Raw genomic sequence first — 15,040 nt, 5'->3', positions numbered from 1 at the left:
GGCGGCACGCGGGGTCGGTCAGTTCAGGCCCCAGAGCGCCTCGAACTGCGCCTGGTAGTTCTCGACGAGCGGGAAGTCACCGAGCACCTTGGGGAGGTTGTCCTTGGTGATCAGCATGTTGGGCAGCACCGCCTTCTGATCCACGTCCATGGACTGGCCGGTGAAGTGGCGGGCCAGCGCGTCGACCTGGAGCCAGGCGGTCTCGTGCGAGTTCAGTGCCATCGCGGCGTCACTGAGGCCGCTCTGGATGTACTGGTAGTTCTGCCCGTCACCGACGTTCACGGCGATGTGCTTGCCGGTGACGCCGGCGGTCTTCAGCGCCGCCGGGACGCCCACGTTGAGCAGACCCAGTGAGAAGACGACGTGGTCCACCTTCGGGTGCGAGCGCAGGTACGACACCACCCGGTCCGGCATGTCCTTGCCGATCGAGGTGATCGGCACGTCGACGGTGTCCAGCGCGCAGCCCGCGCACCACTCCTTGTACTTGGCCGCGAAGGTGTCCTTGACCGGCTTGAGGATGGTGTAGGCGGGCAGGTCGAAGTAGACCGTGTCGGCCTTGGCGCCGCTGTCGGACACCACCCACGAGGCGAGCATCTCGCCCTGGACGGCGACGTCCTTGGGCCCGTTCTTCAGCAGGGAGATGCCGTCGCCGACCACGTCGTCGGCGTTCGACTGGATGACCGGAATACCCGCCGCCTTGAGCTGCGCCAGTTGCTTGGCGTACACCGCGCGCGGGAATCCGGAGGCGACGACGGCGTCCGGCTTGTCGCGCAGCGCCTGGTCGTAGGCGGCCTGGACGGACTCCGGTGTGCCCTGGGTGGCGAGCTCCTTGACCTTCCAGTCGAGTTGGTTGGCCGCCTCGGTGAAGAAGTCGGCCAGGTCCTGGCAGGACTGCACGCCGCACAGAATGAAGTCGATCTTCTTGCCGGCGGGGATCTTCTTCCCCACCGGTTCGGTGACCGGGATCTTGTCCGGGTGCGCCGAGTACTTCTGCAGCGCCGCGCGGGCCGCGGTCAGGCCGGGGGAGTCCGGAGCCGCGGCCTTGGCGGAATCAGCGGCCGGAGTCGTGTCGTTGCCGCATGCCGCCAGGGCGAACAGGGCGGTGACGGGGACGATCGCGGTGAGCGCGCGACGGACCGCGCGTCCGGGTCTGGAACTCATCGTTGAGTACTCCCGTGGTGTGGCGCCTGCGCTGCCGCGGCCCGCGTCGCTCCCGCGTTCGCGGCGGCCGGCTCTCTACAGGCGGATCCTGTGCCGCCCGGTCCGGGACGGCACGCACAGCTGATCGGTCGGGCTGAGTGGATCGCCGTCGTGGGGTACGGCGCGGGCCGCCGATGCGATCGGACGGCGCTGTGGCCCAGAGGGGTCGGACACCGCCCCAGGCCGGAGAGAAACTTGTGAGGCTCTACAGCCTCGGGTGCGACGGAGTGTGACACGCTCCTCCGGGCTTGGGGAGGGGTTGGGGGCGACGAATTCATGGTGAGGGATGCCGATCTCTCGCCACATCGGGTTTTGCGGTGTCCGGCCGGTGTCGTGAGTGTTGCTCCCGGGCCGGGCCGGTAACTACACTCCATCTAAAGTTTCTGCCGGAGGAGAGAAGATGGACGAAACGTCGGAGTCGGGCACGGCGCGGTGCCCCGGGCCCAGCGTCCAGGACTACCTCGACCGGGACAGCCGGCCGGTTCCCGCCGCGCTGAGGTTCGACAACAACGACTACCTCGGCAGCGAAGACATCGACACCACCCGCTTCACCTCCCGCGAGTGGGCCGAGCGCGAGATGCGGCAGGTGTGGCGCCGCGCATGGCAGTTCGCCTGCCTGGAGAGCGAGATCCCCGAGGTCGGCGACCACGAGATCTACGAGATCGGCGACGACTCACTGATCATCGTGCGCACGGCGCCGGACGAGATCCGCGCCTACGTCAACGCGTGTCTGCACCGCGGCCGCAAACTGCGCACCGGCGGCGGCAACGTCGGCGAGTTCCGATGCCCGTTCCACGGCTTCGCCTGGAACCTCGACGGAACCATGCAGACGCCGCCCTGCGCCTGGGACTTCCCGCACGTCACCCCGGAGAAGTTCGCCCTTCCCGAGGCGAAGGTGGCCACCTGGCGCGGCTTCGTCTTCATCACCATGGACCCCTACGCGGAGTCCTTCGAGAGCTACCGCGGCACCTTCGACGAGTACTACATCTGGCCGCTCCAGGACCGCTACAAGTCGCTGCACATCGCCAAGGTGCTGCCCTGCAACTGGAAGATCGCCCAGGACGCGTTCATCGAGTCCTTCCATGTGATCGCCACGCACCCGCAGATGCTGCCGTGGCTCGCCGACGCCAACTCGCAGTACGACGTCATGGCGGACCAGCCCCACTGGAACCGCATGATCAACATCCAGGGTGCGCCCAGCCCCCACGTGGCCGACTCGGTCACGGAGGAGGACGTGCTGGAGACGTTCTACGACTCGCGGGCCTTCTACGCGGCGGCCCAGGGCCGTGACCTGGTGATGCGGGAGGGCGACGAACTGCCCGCCATCCCGCCCGGCGGCACCGCCCGCCAGGTCCTCGCCGAACGGATGCGCGCACAGCTCGCGGCCACCTCGCACCAGGACTTCTCGCAGACCGCCGACACCGAACTGCTGGACGCCATCAACTACCTGCTGTTCCCCAACTTCAATCCCTGGGGCGGCGCCAAGTCCAACATCATCTACCGGTTCAAGCCCAACGGCCTCGACCCCGACTCCTGCACCGCCGAGATCATCTTCATGTCCGCCCCGAAGAACCCCGGCGAGATGCCGCCCCCCGTCAAAATCCGATGGGTGCCCGAGGACATGCTCTTCGCCGACATCCCGGAACTCGGAGTGCTCGGCCCCGTCTTCGACCAGGACTGCGAGAACCTTCCCTACGTCCAGCAGGGCCTGAAGACGATGCGCAAGCCGGGCATCACCCTGTCCAACTACCAGGAGAGCCGCATCCGGCACTTCAACCAGACGCTCGACCACTGGATGAACCGGTGACCGTGACCCACCGGGTCGCGGTCCGGCCCTCGGGCGTCGAGCTGGAGGTACGGGACGGCGAGGACCTGTTCAGCGCCGCCCAGCGGCTCGGCTACCGCTGGCCCACCGTCTGCGGCGGCAAGGCCACCTGCCGCACCTGTTTCGTGGAGGTCGAGGAAGGCGCCGAGAACTGTTCCCCCGTGGGCCCGCTGGAACGCGAGGGCATCGAGGCCCTGCGCAGACCGGTGGACGGCCTGACCCGGCTCGCCTGCCGGCTCCGGGTCGACGGCCCGGTGACCGTCACCAAGCGCGGCGTGCGCCGCAGACCACAGGAGTGAGCCGTGAGCACCAAGCAAGTGATCCATCCGCTGACCGGGCACGTGTACCGGCTCACCGAGGACGGGATGGTGGAGGTGACCGACCCGAAGACCGGGGCGCGGGGCGTCTTCGACTTCCAGGCCCGCTGGCAGTCCGGTGAACTGCGTCACGCCGACCTCCAGATGGCCGGCTGGGTGGGCCGCCTCGCCCAGCGGCGCAGCGTCCGCCCGCCGCAGGAGTGAGCCGGTGCTGCCCCGTACCACCCGGGTGGTCTGCCTGGTGCGCCGTCCCGAGGGGGAGCCGGCCCCCGGCGACTTCGCCGTCGAGGAGCGTCCGCTCCCACCGCTCGGCGCGGGCCGGCTGCTCGTCCGCAACCTCTACATGAGCGTCGATCCGTCGATGCGCGGACGGCTGGAGAGCACCGAGAAGCACTACACGCACAACTTCACGCCCGGCTCACCGCTCGACGGCCGGGCGCTCGGCGTCGTGGAGGACAGCCGTTGCCCCTCCGTGCCGCCGGGCACGTTCGTACGCCACCAGCTCGGCTGGCGCGAGTGGGCCGTGCTGGATGCCGCCGACACCGATGCCGCGGGCCGGATCGACCCCGAACTCGCCCCGCTGCCCACGTGGTTGGGGCTGCTCGGGCAGACCGGTTTCACCGCCTACGTGGGACTCGCTCGGATCGCCTCAGTGCGCCCGGGTGACACCGTCCTCGTGTCGGCGGCGGCCGGGGCGGTGGGCAGCGCCGCCGGACAGTTCGCCCGGCTGCTGGGCGCGGAACGCGTCGTCGGGACCGCCGGGGGGCCGGACAAGTGCGCCCTGCTGGTCAAGGAGTTCGGCTACGACGCCGCCGCCGACTACCGCGCCGAGCCGGTGCGTGAGGCCCTGGCCCGGCTGGCTCCCGACGGCGTCGACGTGTACTTCGACAGTGTCGGCGGCGAGCAACTGGCCGCCGCCCTGCATGCGTTGCGGCCGGGCGGCCGGGTCGCGCTGTGCGGCATGATGTCGCAGTTCGGCGGCGAGCGGCACACCGCCGACCTCAACCAGCTGATCCAGGCGGTGCTCAAGCGGCTGACCCTGCGCGGCTTCATCGTCCGCGACCACGAGGACCTGCGGCCGGAGTTCGAGAGCAAGGTCGCCGACTGGCTGCGCTCGGGCCGCATCACCGCCCGTGAGACGGTGACCGAAGGCCTCGACAACGCGGCTGGGGCCCTGTCGGCCCTGCTGGCCGGTGGCAACGTCGGCAAGATGCTGGTCCGGCTGGCCGAGGACCCGTACAGCGCGCGTAGTTGAAGGGCCCAGCACAAGGGGGGCGTCGGCCGCGATTTCCGTGGCCGACGCCCCCCTTGTGTGTGGCTTGAACATGCGGACGCCTACCGCATGGAACGTGCCGCCGCGACGCTGAAGGTCTCCAGGGAAACGCCCACCCGGGTCAGCCCGGCCGTGGCCGCACGGAAGTCCTTGATGTGCGCCGTGGCGAAGTGTTCGTCCAGGGCCTGCTGGGACACCCACCGTTCGTACACCCGGATCCGGCGTTCGTCGGCGGGGTCGGCCGTCATGGCGTAATCCAGGCAGCCGGGCTCTTCGGCACGGGTGCGGATCCCGACTTCCACGAGGTGGCTCAGCATCGTGGCGCGATCGGCCGGCTCGTAGTCCATCCAGCCGGCGACGATGATCTCGCCTGCGCTTTCCTCTGCCACGGTGGTCCTTTCCGAGGTCATGCCCCTGGGAGTCATGCCCGAGGGCCCGCCGCCCTCTGTCAGGAAGGAGCGACGGGCCCGCGGACGTTCAGATGCCGAGCGCGGCCGGGACGCTGTCCACGGTGACGGTGCCCTGGGTGCCGTCGACCGTGATCACCATGCCGTCCCGCAGTCGCTGCGTCCCGCCCTCGACGGAGATGACGGCGGGAATGCCCAGCTCCCGGCAGACCACGACGGCATGGCTGTTGAGCGCGCCCACATCCACCACCGCGGCACCGGCGACCAGGAACAGGGGGGTCCAGGCGGCGTCGGTGATCGGGGCCACCAGTACCTCACCCGGTTCCAGTGCCTCGCACGAGGCAGGGTCGGTGACCACCCGCACCCTGCCGGTGTAGACGCCCTGGCTGCCGCCGACGCCGGTCAGCACATCGCTCTCCTCGGCGGCCGTGGCACCTTCCTCGCTGCGTCGCGGCCATGTGTCGATCTCGGTCTGCGCGTCCGCCGCGATGAAGAACGGCGGTTCCAGTTCGCGCAGACCGGCGTACTCCACCAGCCGCCGGGCGATGACGGGAGCGAAGCCCGCGGGGTCGGCGACATAGTCGTCGAGCTCGGTGTCCAGCAGCATCATCAGATCCTCGGGCGCTTCGAAGAGTCCGGCCTCGACTCCACGGCGGCCCAGCTCCCGAAGCGCCATCCTGATCTCGTTGATGACGGACACGCAGTTGGCCTTGGTCCGCTCGCGGGCCGGGATCCATACCTGCGAGGCGTGCATTCCCGCGTCGAACATCGGCCGCGTGTCCTCGGGGAGTGCCGAGCGGATCTCCGCCGCGACCTGCGTGCGGCGCTCGGTCAGCCGGCGGTGCCGCTCGGCCGGGGAGTCGTCGTCGGCGCTGTGCCGGATCCGGTCGACCAGGGCCAGCGCCTGGACGGGCGCCGCCTCCCAGGACAGTGCGTGGATGTCCCACTCGTTCGGGCCACGGTCGCCGGAGGCTGCCAGGAACTCGTCGAAGGAGTCACGGAACGCCTTGACGTCCCCGCTCGCCCCGGCGAGTGCCCGCTGCACCGCGGCCGGTCCCTGGTCGAACAGCGCGGTGAGCTCGGCCGAGGCGACCACCTGCCGGGACAGCGTCCACAGCCCGGTGGAGGGGGAGGCGGAGTCGACGTCACCGAGCCCCGCGATGAGGTCCAGCATGGCGCCGGGACGGTCCAGGCTCGCGCACAGCGGTCCGAGGATCGCCGGTCCCACGGAGGCAGGCAGCGACGACTCGACATGGCGCTGGAACGTCGTCTCCACCTCGTCGAGGAGTGAGCGGGCGTGCGCCACCAGCTCCGCGTCGGACAGCCGCCCCAGGTCGGGCCGCTCGCGGCGGACACGGCGCAGCCGCTCCTGATCCGCGTCGGCCTCGGGGAAGGTGGTCTGTCCCAGCATCCGCTGGACCGTCGCCCCGGCCTTCGCCGTCAGTTCCCCGTCCTGGTCCTCCGGGTGCGCGACGTACACCGGCGTGTCGGAGCGCTGGCCGACGAAGGCGGTGTCGATCTGGTCGGCGGTCTGCCCCATCCGGATGCCGAACAGCCGCATGTGCGACAGGTTCAGATAGAAGTAGCCGCCGAACATCCCGACGAAGGGGGGCCGGGGGCCGGCCACCTCCTCCTCGCGGTAGATGCCGAAACCGACGAAGCCGTTGCGCCAGCCGTGCAGACCGCGCCCCCACACCAGGGACCAGCCCAGCGGGCTGGCCGGCTCCGGCAGGGTCTCGCCCGCGTTGGCGCGGGTGTAGTGGGGCAGACGCTCACTGCGCTGCCAGTCCGTGATCCAGCTCTTCATGCCGAGGCCCTCCCGCTGTCCGTGCCGGTGCTGACGACCACACGTGTCCTGGCGACCACGCCTGTCCTGACGGCTGCGCCGGTCTCCATCACTGCGCCGCTGCCTACCACTGCGCCGTCCCGCCGTCGACGCTGATCAGCGTGCCCGTGATGCCCGCGCCCGCGTCGCCGGCGAGCAGCGAGGCGACCGCGGCGATCTGCTCCACGGTGGTGATCTGCTTGGTGGCGGCGTGCTCGGCGAAGCGGCCCAGCCACACCTCGTAGCTGATGCCCTCGGCCTCGGCCGCGGCCGGGCCGGCGGCCCGCATCAGGTCGGTGTCGACGGCGCCGGGGCAGATGGCGTTGCAGGTGATGCCCTGGGTGCCGTACTCGAAGGCGGTGGCCTTGGTCAGGCCGTGTATGGCGTGCTTGTTGGTGATGTAGTGGCTGATGGCCGGCTTGTTGGCCTGCTTGCCCTCGACGGAGGAGATGTTGATGACGCGGCCCCAGCCGCCCTCCAGCATCTTCGGCAGCGCCCGTCGGGTGCCGTAGAAGTAGGCGTTGAGGTTCAGGTTGAGGGCGTCGTGCCAGGCCTCGTCGCTGAGCTGGTGGACGGGGGCGAAGCCGGTGCTGCCGCCGGCGTTGTTGACCCAGATGTCGAGCCGGCCGAAGCGCTCCGCGGCGAAGTCCGCCAGTTCCTCGATGTCCTCCTGGCGGCTGGCGTCGCAGGGGTGGAAGACCGCCCGGTCCCCGGCGTCCATCTCCTCCAGGGCCTGCTTTCCCTTGAGTTCGGAACGGCCGCTGATGACGACCGTGGCGCCCTGGGCCAGGAAGGCCTCGGCGATGGCGCGTCCGATGCTGCGTGTGCTGCCCGTGATCACCGCGACACGTCCGTCGAGGCTGCCCGTAGCCACCATGTTGTTCTCCTGCGCGTCTTGTCGGTCGGTCACCTGGCGGATCTGTCGTCCTGGTCCAGGTGTTGATGAACGGTGCGGTGGAAGTGCTGGAGTCCGGGCTCGTTGCGTCCGAAGACGAAGTCGGTCCCGTCCAGGGCCTTCAGCCCCTGCTGGACTCCGTAGGTGGTCGCGTAGTCCTCGTCGCGGACCACCTCGTGGAACCATTCGCCGAACCTGTCGGCGGCGTCGCGCTCCTCCTCGGTGACCGCCGGTTCGCGCAGCAGGATGATCTGCTGGGTGACCGACTCGGTGGCCGTCCGGGGGAGGACGAGGGAGACAGCGATCTTGTGGCGCCAGCCCCCGGCGATCGCCAGCCCGGGGTAGAGCCAGTAGATGGCCCCCACGCAGTCTCCGGGGTCGCGCTGGTCCGGCGGCAGCTCGACCGCCTGCGCGATAGGGCGCAGAGCGGGGGATATGCGCTGGTGAGGACCCCAGGTGTCATGGGCCATCATGTTGGAGAGGTTGGTCTCGAACACCGTCTTCGGGTGCAGCGAGGCGAAGTGGTATGTCTCCAGGTACCCGTCGAGCGTGACCTTCCAGTTGGGGCTGGTCAGCTCCTTGGTCGAGTAGTGGTGGCACTCCGCGAGGCGCAGCCCCTCAAGGAGCGGCAGCAGATCACCGAGCCACTCGTCGAGGTCGGGTTCCGCCGCCGGATCCAGCGAGACGAACACGATCCCGGCGCGCTCCCCGGCCGGGAGCCGCACCAGACCACGCCCCTCGCGGGGCACCTCGCCGAAGGTCTTCTCCGCGTACACGCCCCGCAGCTCCCCGGCCAGGTCGTACGACCAGGAGTGGTAAGGGCAGGTGAGCCGCTTGGACACACCGCAACCGGGTTCGACGATCTTGGCACCGCGATGCCGGCAGGCGTTGATCATCGCGTGCACGACGCCCTGCCGGTCCCGGGTGATCAGGACCGGAAGACCGAGCACGTCCAGCGCCTTGTAGGTGTTCGGCCCCGGAAGCTCGGCCGACATGGCGAGCGGAAGGGGGACGGTGCGGTGGACGGCGTCCATCTCCCGCTGCCAGCGGTCGGCGTCGAGATAGTGCGCGACGGGTTCGGTCCACTGACCGTCCGCCTCGTGTGTCGTGTTGGTCCGGTAGTGCTCCATGACGCGCTCGACGAGCTCGGCGGCCTCCTGGCGCATAGCCACGGACGCCGGGTCGCTCGACCGGTCCTGGCTGATCCACGAGGAGTATTCCGGCGCCGGGGGCGGCTGACGGTCGGCGTCGTCCGCCCGGGTCTCCGGTGAACTGGTCTGGACCACGATGTCCTCACAATCCTTCCAGCCGCAAGCTGGTGAGGGGCTTCTGCTGAGGTAGCTGGGCTGTGAGCGACACGACAACAGGGGTTAGTGTTGTCTGTCAATAGAAAGTGCGGAAGTCGGCCGTTCGGTGCCTCGCAGGTCACATCGCCTTCGCCGTGCACGAAGCTCCCAGACGAGCGGCGATCTTTCTATTGACCGCCTCCAGTTGCCGGCGTGTGATGTCTGCACGCTCTATGTGGAGGTGGTGTGATGGCCGACGGTCCGACCGGCCCGGTGTCCGGTGTGCGGGCGCACCTGACCGCGCCGTTCGAGGCGGGGGTCGTCGTGCGCGACCTGGAGCGGATGGAGCGCTTCTACCGCGAGGTGCTCGGCTGCTTCGAGGTGCACCGCTCCCGCGTCCCGGCATCCATCGCCGCCGCGGCCGGGCTGGGCGGGGAGCTGCTCGTCGTGTGGCTTCAGGTTCCGGCCGGGGGGCGCGTCAAGCTGATCCTGCCTCAGGCCGGCTCGGCGCCCTGCGAGCCGGTCGTACCGCTGACGGCGCGCCGGGGTCTGTCGTATCTCACCTTCCCCGTGGACGACCTCGGTCCGGTCGCGGCGGCCCTGGCGGTCGGTGGCGCCCGGTCGCTGTCGGACCCGGTCGTCGTGCCTGCGCGCGGTCGCCGGATCAGCTTCTGGGCGGATCCGGAGGGCAATGTGCTGGAGCTGGTCGACGAGCGGGAGCCGGGTCGGCCCGAGGCGTAGTAATTAGAGACTGACTTCAGTAAGGTGACCTCCTGCTGGTTACTGTAGACCGGCACAAGAAAGTCAGACTGCTTGGATCACCTCGCTCGGGGCGAAGGGGCGGACGATGGCTCACAGGGCATCGAAGAAGTCGGCCGATCCGGCCGCGAACCAGGCATCAGCGCAGGTCATCAGGGATCTGCACGAACGCATGGTGCGCATCCGCCTCTTCGAGACCGAGGCGGGAAAACTCATGGAGGCCGGCAAGCTGCCGGGCTTTCTGCACCTCTACGTCGGTCAGGAGGCCGTGGCCGCGGGTGTGATGACGGCCCTGCGCGACGACGACCAGATCACCTCCACGCACCGCGGACACGGGCACGCCGTGGCCAAAGGCGTCAGCTTCCGGCACATGTACGCCGAGCTGTACGGCCGCGTCACCGGCGCCTGCCTCGGCCGCGGCGGAAGCATGCACATCAACGACGTCACCCTCGGCATGCTCGGCGCCAACGGCATCGTCGGCGCCGGCATCCCGATCGCCGTCGGCGCCGCCTTCGCCGCCCGGTACAAGGGCGAGGACAGCGTCGCCGTGACCTTCTTCGGTGACGGCGCCACCAACATCGGCAGCTTCCACGAGGCCGCCAACATGGCCGCGATACTGCGCCTGCCGGTGCTGTTCATCTGCGAGAACAACGGCTACGCCGAGTTCACCCCGCAGTCGAAGCACATGCTGATCACCGACGTCGCCGACCGGGCCGCGGCCTACGGCATGCCCAGCGTGATCGTCGACGGCATGGACGCGGTCGCCGTCCACCACGCCACCGTCGAGGCCGTCGAACGCGCCCGGGCCGGCGAGGGCCCCATGTTCATCGAGGCCAAGACCTACCGCTACTACGACCACCAGGGCGTCAAGGGACTGCGGCACCCCTACCGCTCGCAGGAGGAGGTCGACGAGTGGAAGGCCCGCGACGCGATCGACCTGCTGGAGGCCCGTGCCCTCGCCGACGGCACGGCCACCCGCGCCGAACTGGACGACACCTGGCAGCGCACCCGCGACGAGATCGCCGAGGCCATCGCCTACGCGGAGGCCAGTCCGCTGCCCGACACCGCAGACCTGCTCCTCAACGTCTACTCGGGGTGACCGCCATGACCACCATCTCCGAAGCACCAGCCGTCGCCCCGGCCGGCACGGCCCGCGAGCTCACCTACGTCAAGGCCTTCAACGAGGGCCTGGCCCAGGCCATGCGCGAGGACGAGAACGTCTTCGTCGCCGGCGAGGACGTGGCCGGCTACGGCGGCGTCTTCCGCATGTTCGACAACCTCCTCGACGAGTTCGGCCCCCGCCGCATGATCGACACCCCGATCTCCGAGGCCGCGCTCGTCGGTCTGGGCGTGGGTGCCGCCGCCCGGGGACTGCGCCCCGTCGTCGACCTGATGTTCATGGACTTCATCGGCGTCTGCCTGGACCAGATCGTCAACCAGGCCGCCAAGATGAAGTACATGTTCGGCGGCTCGGTGTCGGTGCCCCTCACCATCACCACCGCCTCCGGCGCGGGACTCGGCGCCGCCGCACAGCACAGCCAGAGCCTGGAGGCCTGGCTCGCGCACGTGCCCGGCCTCAAGGTCGTGATGCCGTGCGACGCGTACACCGCCAAGGGTCTGACCGTCTCCGCCATCCGCGACGACAACCCGGTCGTCGTCATGCTCAACAAGGTCCTGCTGGGCAGCAAGGCCGAGGTGCCCGAGGAGATCTACGGCATCCCGCTCGGCCGGGCGCACACCGCACGGCAGGGCTCCGACGTCACCGTCATCGCCCTGGGCCGCATGGTGGGCGAGGCCCTCGCGGCGGCCGGGGAACTGGCCGCCGAGGGCATCGAGGTGGAGGTGATCGACCCCCGCACCGTGCAGCCCCTGGACACCGAGACGATGATCGCCTCCGCGCGACGCACCAACCGGGTGCTCGTCGTGCACGAGGCCGTCACCTTCGGCGGGCTCGGCGCGGAGATCGCCGCCCAGATCCAGGACGCGGCCTTCGACTACCTGGACGCGCCGGTTCTGCGGATCGGTGCCCCCTTCTCCCCGGTGCCGTTCTCGCCGGTGCTGGAGAAGGCCTATGTGCCCGACCGGGCCCGCATCGCGCAGGGTTGTCGCCGTCTCCTCGAAAGGTCGTGACCGACGTGGCGGTCGAGGTTCTGCTGCCGAAGATCGGCCTGACCATGCAGGAAGGCACCATCGACGAGTGGCTCGTGCCGGCCGGCGCCGCCGTCGCGGAGGGCGACGCGCTGCTGCGGCTGGCCACCGACAAGGTCGACGTGGATGTCGAGGCGGAGGCCGGGGGAGTGTTCCACCCCGCGGTCCAGGCCGGAACGACGGTCCCGGCCGGGGCACTCATCGGCTGGCTGCTCGCCGAGGGCGAACCGCCGCCCGGCACGGGGGGCACGCCGCCTCCCACCCCTGGGGACGTTCCCTCCGTGACGCCGTCGCCCGACGGCACGGCGGGGCTCAACGGCACCGCTGGGCTCAATGGCGCGACTGGGATCACGGGCGTGACCGGGCTGAACGGCACGACTGGCATCAAGGGCGCGACTGGGCTCAACGGCTCGGGGGCCCACCTCCTGGCCTCGCCGAACGCCCGGCGGGTCGCCGCCGACACCGGCGTGGACCTCACTGCCGTACGCGGCACCGGGCCCGGCGGCCGGATCGTCTCCGAGGACGTGGAGGAGTACCTGCTCATCCCGACGCCACAGCCGCCCGCCTCCCTGCCGACAGACTCGGTGACCCCCGCCTCGCCCCTGGTCCGCAAACTGGCGAAGGAACGTGGCATCGACCTGGCGGACGTACGCGGCACGGGGGTGGGTGGACGCATCCGCCGGGCCGATCTCGACACCGCCACACCGACGGCCACTACACCGACGGCACCGTCGGCCGCACCGGCGCCGACCCCGGCCAAGGCCCGCCAGGCCACCGCATCGCCGCAGCCCGGGGACGTCATCCCGCTCACCGGGATGCGTGGCACCATCGCCCGCCGGATGCACGCCAGCCTCCAGGAGATGGCGCAGCTGACGCACGGTTACGAGGTGCGGATGGACGCCGTCGTGGCGCTGCGGGACCAGTTGAAGCAGGAATGGGCGGACACGGACCTGTCGGTGCCCAGCCTGGGCGACTTCCTCATGAGGGCCGCCGCGCTGGCGCTTCGCGCCCACCCGCTGCTCAACGCGACGGTGACCGACGACGGCGTTCACCTCTACGAGAGTGTCCACCTCGGGTTCGCCGTCGCCGTACCGGGCGGCCTGCTGGTCCCCGTGATCGAGGACGCGGCGGACCTGTCGCTGCCCCACCTCGCCTCCCGGTCAAGGGAGTTGGCAGACCAGGCCCGCTCCGGCCGGATCTCCCCGGCTCTGCTCGAAGGGGCCACGTTCACCGTCACCTCGTTGGGCGGGTACGGCGTCGACTTCTTCACCCCGGTGATCAACCCCGGCAACGTCGCCATCCTCGGAGTGGGCCGGCTCAGGGACGGCGTGGAGTGGGCGGACGAACAGCCGCGGCGGACCCGGGTGCTCACCCTCAGCCTCACCTTCGACCACCGCGCCGTGGACGGGGCACCGGCGGCCGAATACCTGCGCACGATCGGTGAGCTGCTGCGCACGCCTCTGCGGCTGCTGGTCTGACACTCCCCGTCTCCACCCCCGGTCTCCACTCCCGTCGGCCGCCACCACCGCATCCGGTCGACGGGAGTGGCTCCGGGCTCAGAACCGCCGACGGGCCGTGGCTCGGGCCTGCTGCTCAGGGCCACCGCTGGCACCTGCCACTCAGGGACTGCTGCTGGCGCCCGCCACTCAGGGCCGCTGGTCCGCCGCCGGATCCGCGATCCGCTCGGCGAGCCGACCGACCTCGTTGATGAAGGAACGGTGCCCGAGGGAGCGGTAGACGTCGTCCCCCCGCACCTGCGAGACCGCCGCGGTTTCGAGCAGCGCCAGCACCCCCAGGCCGATCACCGCCGCCTCCGCGTCCGTGACCGGTTCACGGCCTTTGCGTACCAGTCGCACCAGTTCGTCCAGCAACTGCGTGCGGATCTCCTGGCGCAGGGCCTCCGCCTCCTGGCTCATTCCGGCCGAGGACACGAAGAAGACGGTCGCTGCCGACCGGTGCTCGCCCAGCCAGACCACCAGCGACGTGACGGTCGGACCGATGTCCGAACCGGGCCGGTGTGCCTCGGTGAGCGTCTCCAACTGCTCGCGCAGCGCGGCGGCGAACACCCGCATGCCTTCCACCAGGACCTGGTCCTTGGAGGAGAAGTGGTAGTACACCGCGGCCGACGTCATCTCCGCCCGCGCCGCGATGTCGGCCACCGTCACCTCGTCCGGAGGCTGGGTGGCGAAGAGCTCCGTGGCTGCCTCGATCACCCACTGCCTGCGCGAAGGGCGGTGGGCTGCGCGGGTCCCGGATGTAGTCATGATGTCAAGTATGCCGTGCCCTCCCCGCTCCTGAGCCACACACGCACCAGGTTTGACGGGTACGACCCACGGGAGTAACTAGATAGCATGGTCAGTACGCCGGGGCGCACGGGCACCGGTCGCGGCAACCGCCAGGGAGCGTGATGGCCACCACGAACGGCAAGCAGCCCGCCCACCGACCCTCGCGACGTCAGCACATCATCAGCGCGGCCGTCCGGGTGTTCGGCCGCAACGGTTTCGCGGAGACCAGTGTGCAGGACATCGCGGACGAGGCCCAGGTGGTGCCCACGGCGGTGTACTACCACTTCGCGGGCAAGGAGGAGCTGCTCGAACTCGCGATGCGGCGCGTCTTCGACCAGCTGAACGCCGTCGTGGAGACCGCCCGGCCGGACACCGAGCCGGGTGACGCCGAAGGTCTGGTGCGCGTCATCGACGCGGTGTGGGACTGGGTGGAGAAGAACCCGGACGAAGCGCGGCTCTACCAGGTCCAGATCGCCTCCGCCAACGGCAACATCAAGCTGCTGCGCGACGAGTTCGAGCAGCGGCACATCCAGCGGGCGTACGACTATCTGCCCGAGAGCACCACCCGCGGCCCTCGGGCGGCCAAGGCACGGCACGCGTCGCAGGCCCTCGCGGTCCGCACGCTGATCAGTACGACCATCCTGGTGACCGCGCTGCGGGCGGAGGGCGGGCCGCTGTCGCAGCTGCCGTCCCGGTCGGTGCACGAGGCGGTCAGGTCCCTGGCGCTGCGCATCGTCGCCGCCGACCAGAAGACCGAGTCCGCGGCCACGACGGCCTGAGAGAGCGGGCGTCAGGGAAGCCGGTTCACCAGGGCTGCGGC

At 70.1% G+C, this 15,040-nt stretch carries 15 protein-coding genes; 9 read left to right on the top strand and 6 right to left on the bottom strand.

Features of this window, described 5'->3' with window-relative positions:
• Nucleotides 1–18 precede the first annotated feature (18 nt).
• Entirely contained in the window at nt 19–1,161 is a 1,143-nt protein-coding gene (locus ABZ027_RS11310) for a substrate-binding domain-containing protein (RefSeq protein ID WP_356766774.1), read from the bottom strand.
• 439 nt (nt 1,162–1,600) lie between these two features.
• Between ABZ027_RS11310 and ABZ027_RS11305 the strand changes: the two genes are divergently transcribed.
• The 4 genes from ABZ027_RS11305 to ABZ027_RS11290 are packed head-to-tail and all read left to right on the top strand — an operon-like array spanning nt 1,601 to nt 4,597.
• Nucleotides 1,601–3,007, top strand: coding sequence for an aromatic ring-hydroxylating dioxygenase subunit alpha (locus ABZ027_RS11305; protein ID WP_356766772.1), 1,407 nt, complete (start codon nt 1,601–1,603; stop codon nt 3,005–3,007).
• On the top strand, nt 3,004–3,324 hold the full coding sequence (locus ABZ027_RS11300) for a 2Fe-2S iron-sulfur cluster-binding protein (protein WP_356766770.1): 321 nt from the start codon (nt 3,004–3,006) through the stop codon (nt 3,322–3,324). Before ABZ027_RS11305 ends, ABZ027_RS11300 begins: the two co-directional genes overlap by 4 nt.
• Before the next feature lie 3 nt (nt 3,325–3,327).
• The gene (locus ABZ027_RS11295; RefSeq protein WP_356766768.1) at nt 3,328–3,546 is read left to right on the top strand and encodes a transposase; all 219 of its coding nucleotides are present in this window, start codon (nt 3,328–3,330) and stop codon (nt 3,544–3,546) included.
• 4 nt (nt 3,547–3,550) lie between these two features.
• Nucleotides 3,551–4,597: an NADP-dependent oxidoreductase gene (locus ABZ027_RS11290; RefSeq protein WP_356766766.1), complete on the top strand. Its 1,047-nt coding sequence runs from the start codon at nt 3,551–3,553 to the stop codon at nt 4,595–4,597.
• 80 nt (nt 4,598–4,677) lie between these two features.
• Here the strand turns inward: ABZ027_RS11290 and ABZ027_RS11285 are convergent, their stop codons facing one another.
• The 4 genes from ABZ027_RS11285 to ABZ027_RS11270 all read right to left on the bottom strand — a co-directional run bounded on the left by ABZ027_RS11285 (nt 4,678) and on the right by ABZ027_RS11270 (nt 9,028).
• Complete coding sequence (locus ABZ027_RS11285; RefSeq protein WP_356766764.1) at nt 4,678–5,004, bottom strand: putative quinol monooxygenase; 327 nt, start codon at nt 5,002–5,004, stop codon at nt 4,678–4,680.
• Nucleotides 5,005–5,092: 88 nt separating this feature from the next.
• Nucleotides 5,093–6,829, bottom strand: a complete 1,737-nt coding sequence (locus tag ABZ027_RS11280; RefSeq protein WP_356766762.1) for a PEP-utilizing enzyme — start codon at nt 6,827–6,829, stop codon at nt 5,093–5,095.
• Between the two features lie 103 nt (nt 6,830–6,932).
• On the bottom strand, nt 6,933–7,757 hold the full coding sequence (locus tag ABZ027_RS11275) for an SDR family NAD(P)-dependent oxidoreductase (RefSeq protein WP_356766760.1): 825 nt from the start codon (nt 7,755–7,757) through the stop codon (nt 6,933–6,935).
• On the bottom strand, nt 7,754–9,028 hold the full coding sequence (locus ABZ027_RS11270) for an aromatic ring-hydroxylating dioxygenase subunit alpha (protein WP_356766758.1): 1,275 nt from the start codon (nt 9,026–9,028) through the stop codon (nt 7,754–7,756). The genes ABZ027_RS11275 and ABZ027_RS11270 overlap by 4 nt, the downstream gene beginning before the upstream one ends.
• Nucleotides 9,029–9,277: 249 nt before the next feature.
• On the opposite strand from ABZ027_RS11270, the gene ABZ027_RS11265 reads away from it, so the two are divergent.
• From ABZ027_RS11265 to ABZ027_RS11250, 4 genes are all read left to right on the top strand, one after another.
• The gene (locus tag ABZ027_RS11265; RefSeq protein ID WP_356766756.1) at nt 9,278–9,769 is read left to right on the top strand and encodes a VOC family protein; all 492 of its coding nucleotides are present in this window, start codon (nt 9,278–9,280) and stop codon (nt 9,767–9,769) included.
• A 106-nt stretch (nt 9,770–9,875) separates the two neighbouring features.
• A complete protein-coding gene (locus tag ABZ027_RS11260) occupies nt 9,876–10,886 on the top strand; it encodes a thiamine pyrophosphate-dependent dehydrogenase E1 component subunit alpha (RefSeq protein WP_356766754.1) in 1,011 nt (336 codons plus the stop codon).
• A gap of 5 nt (nt 10,887–10,891) precedes the next feature.
• Nucleotides 10,892–11,917, top strand: a complete 1,026-nt coding sequence (locus ABZ027_RS11255) for an alpha-ketoacid dehydrogenase subunit beta (RefSeq protein WP_356766752.1) — start codon at nt 10,892–10,894, stop codon at nt 11,915–11,917.
• Nucleotides 11,918–11,922: 5 nt separating this feature from the next.
• Nucleotides 11,923–13,413, top strand: a complete 1,491-nt coding sequence (locus ABZ027_RS11250) for a 2-oxo acid dehydrogenase subunit E2 (protein ID WP_356766750.1) — start codon at nt 11,923–11,925, stop codon at nt 13,411–13,413.
• Between the two features lie 168 nt (nt 13,414–13,581).
• Here ABZ027_RS11250 and ABZ027_RS11245 read toward each other — a convergent pair whose 3' ends face one another.
• Entirely contained in the window at nt 13,582–14,199 is a 618-nt protein-coding gene (locus ABZ027_RS11245; RefSeq protein ID WP_356766748.1) for a helix-turn-helix domain-containing protein, read from the bottom strand.
• Between the two features lie 143 nt (nt 14,200–14,342).
• Between ABZ027_RS11245 and ABZ027_RS11240 the strand changes: the two genes are divergently transcribed.
• Nucleotides 14,343–14,999 carry a TetR/AcrR family transcriptional regulator gene (locus tag ABZ027_RS11240; RefSeq protein WP_356766746.1) on the top strand — a complete coding sequence of 219 codons (657 nt, stop codon included), beginning with the start codon at nt 14,343–14,345 and terminating at the stop codon, nt 14,997–14,999.
• Nucleotides 15,000–15,040 lie beyond the last annotated feature (41 nt).

The sequence above is a fragment of the Streptomyces sp. NPDC006332 genome, from assembly GCF_040612855.1.
Lineage (GTDB): Bacteria > Actinomycetota > Actinomycetes > Streptomycetales > Streptomycetaceae > Streptomyces.
Note: the sequence above shows the minus strand (reverse complement) of the source record. Positions and strands in the feature narration are given on the sequence as shown.

Coding starts and splice junctions, on each gene's coding strand:
- ABZ027_RS11310 (WP_356766774.1), bottom strand. CDS start 1,161: ATGAGTTCCAGACCCGGACGCGCGGTCCGTCGCGCGCTCACCGCGATC.
- ABZ027_RS11240 (WP_356766746.1), top strand. CDS start 14,343: ATGGCCACCACGAACGGCAAGCAGCCCGCCCACCGACCCTCGCGACGT.
- ABZ027_RS11280 (WP_356766762.1), bottom strand. CDS start 6,829: ATGAAGAGCTGGATCACGGACTGGCAGCGCAGTGAGCGTCTGCCCCAC.
- ABZ027_RS11255 (WP_356766752.1), top strand. CDS start 10,892: ATGACCACCATCTCCGAAGCACCAGCCGTCGCCCCGGCCGGCACGGCC.
- ABZ027_RS11260 (WP_356766754.1), top strand. CDS start 9,876: ATGGCTCACAGGGCATCGAAGAAGTCGGCCGATCCGGCCGCGAACCAG.
- ABZ027_RS11245 (WP_356766748.1), bottom strand. CDS start 14,199: ATGACTACATCCGGGACCCGCGCAGCCCACCGCCCTTCGCGCAGGCAG.
- ABZ027_RS11305 (WP_356766772.1), top strand. CDS start 1,601: ATGGACGAAACGTCGGAGTCGGGCACGGCGCGGTGCCCCGGGCCCAGC.
- ABZ027_RS11265 (WP_356766756.1), top strand. CDS start 9,278: ATGGCCGACGGTCCGACCGGCCCGGTGTCCGGTGTGCGGGCGCACCTG.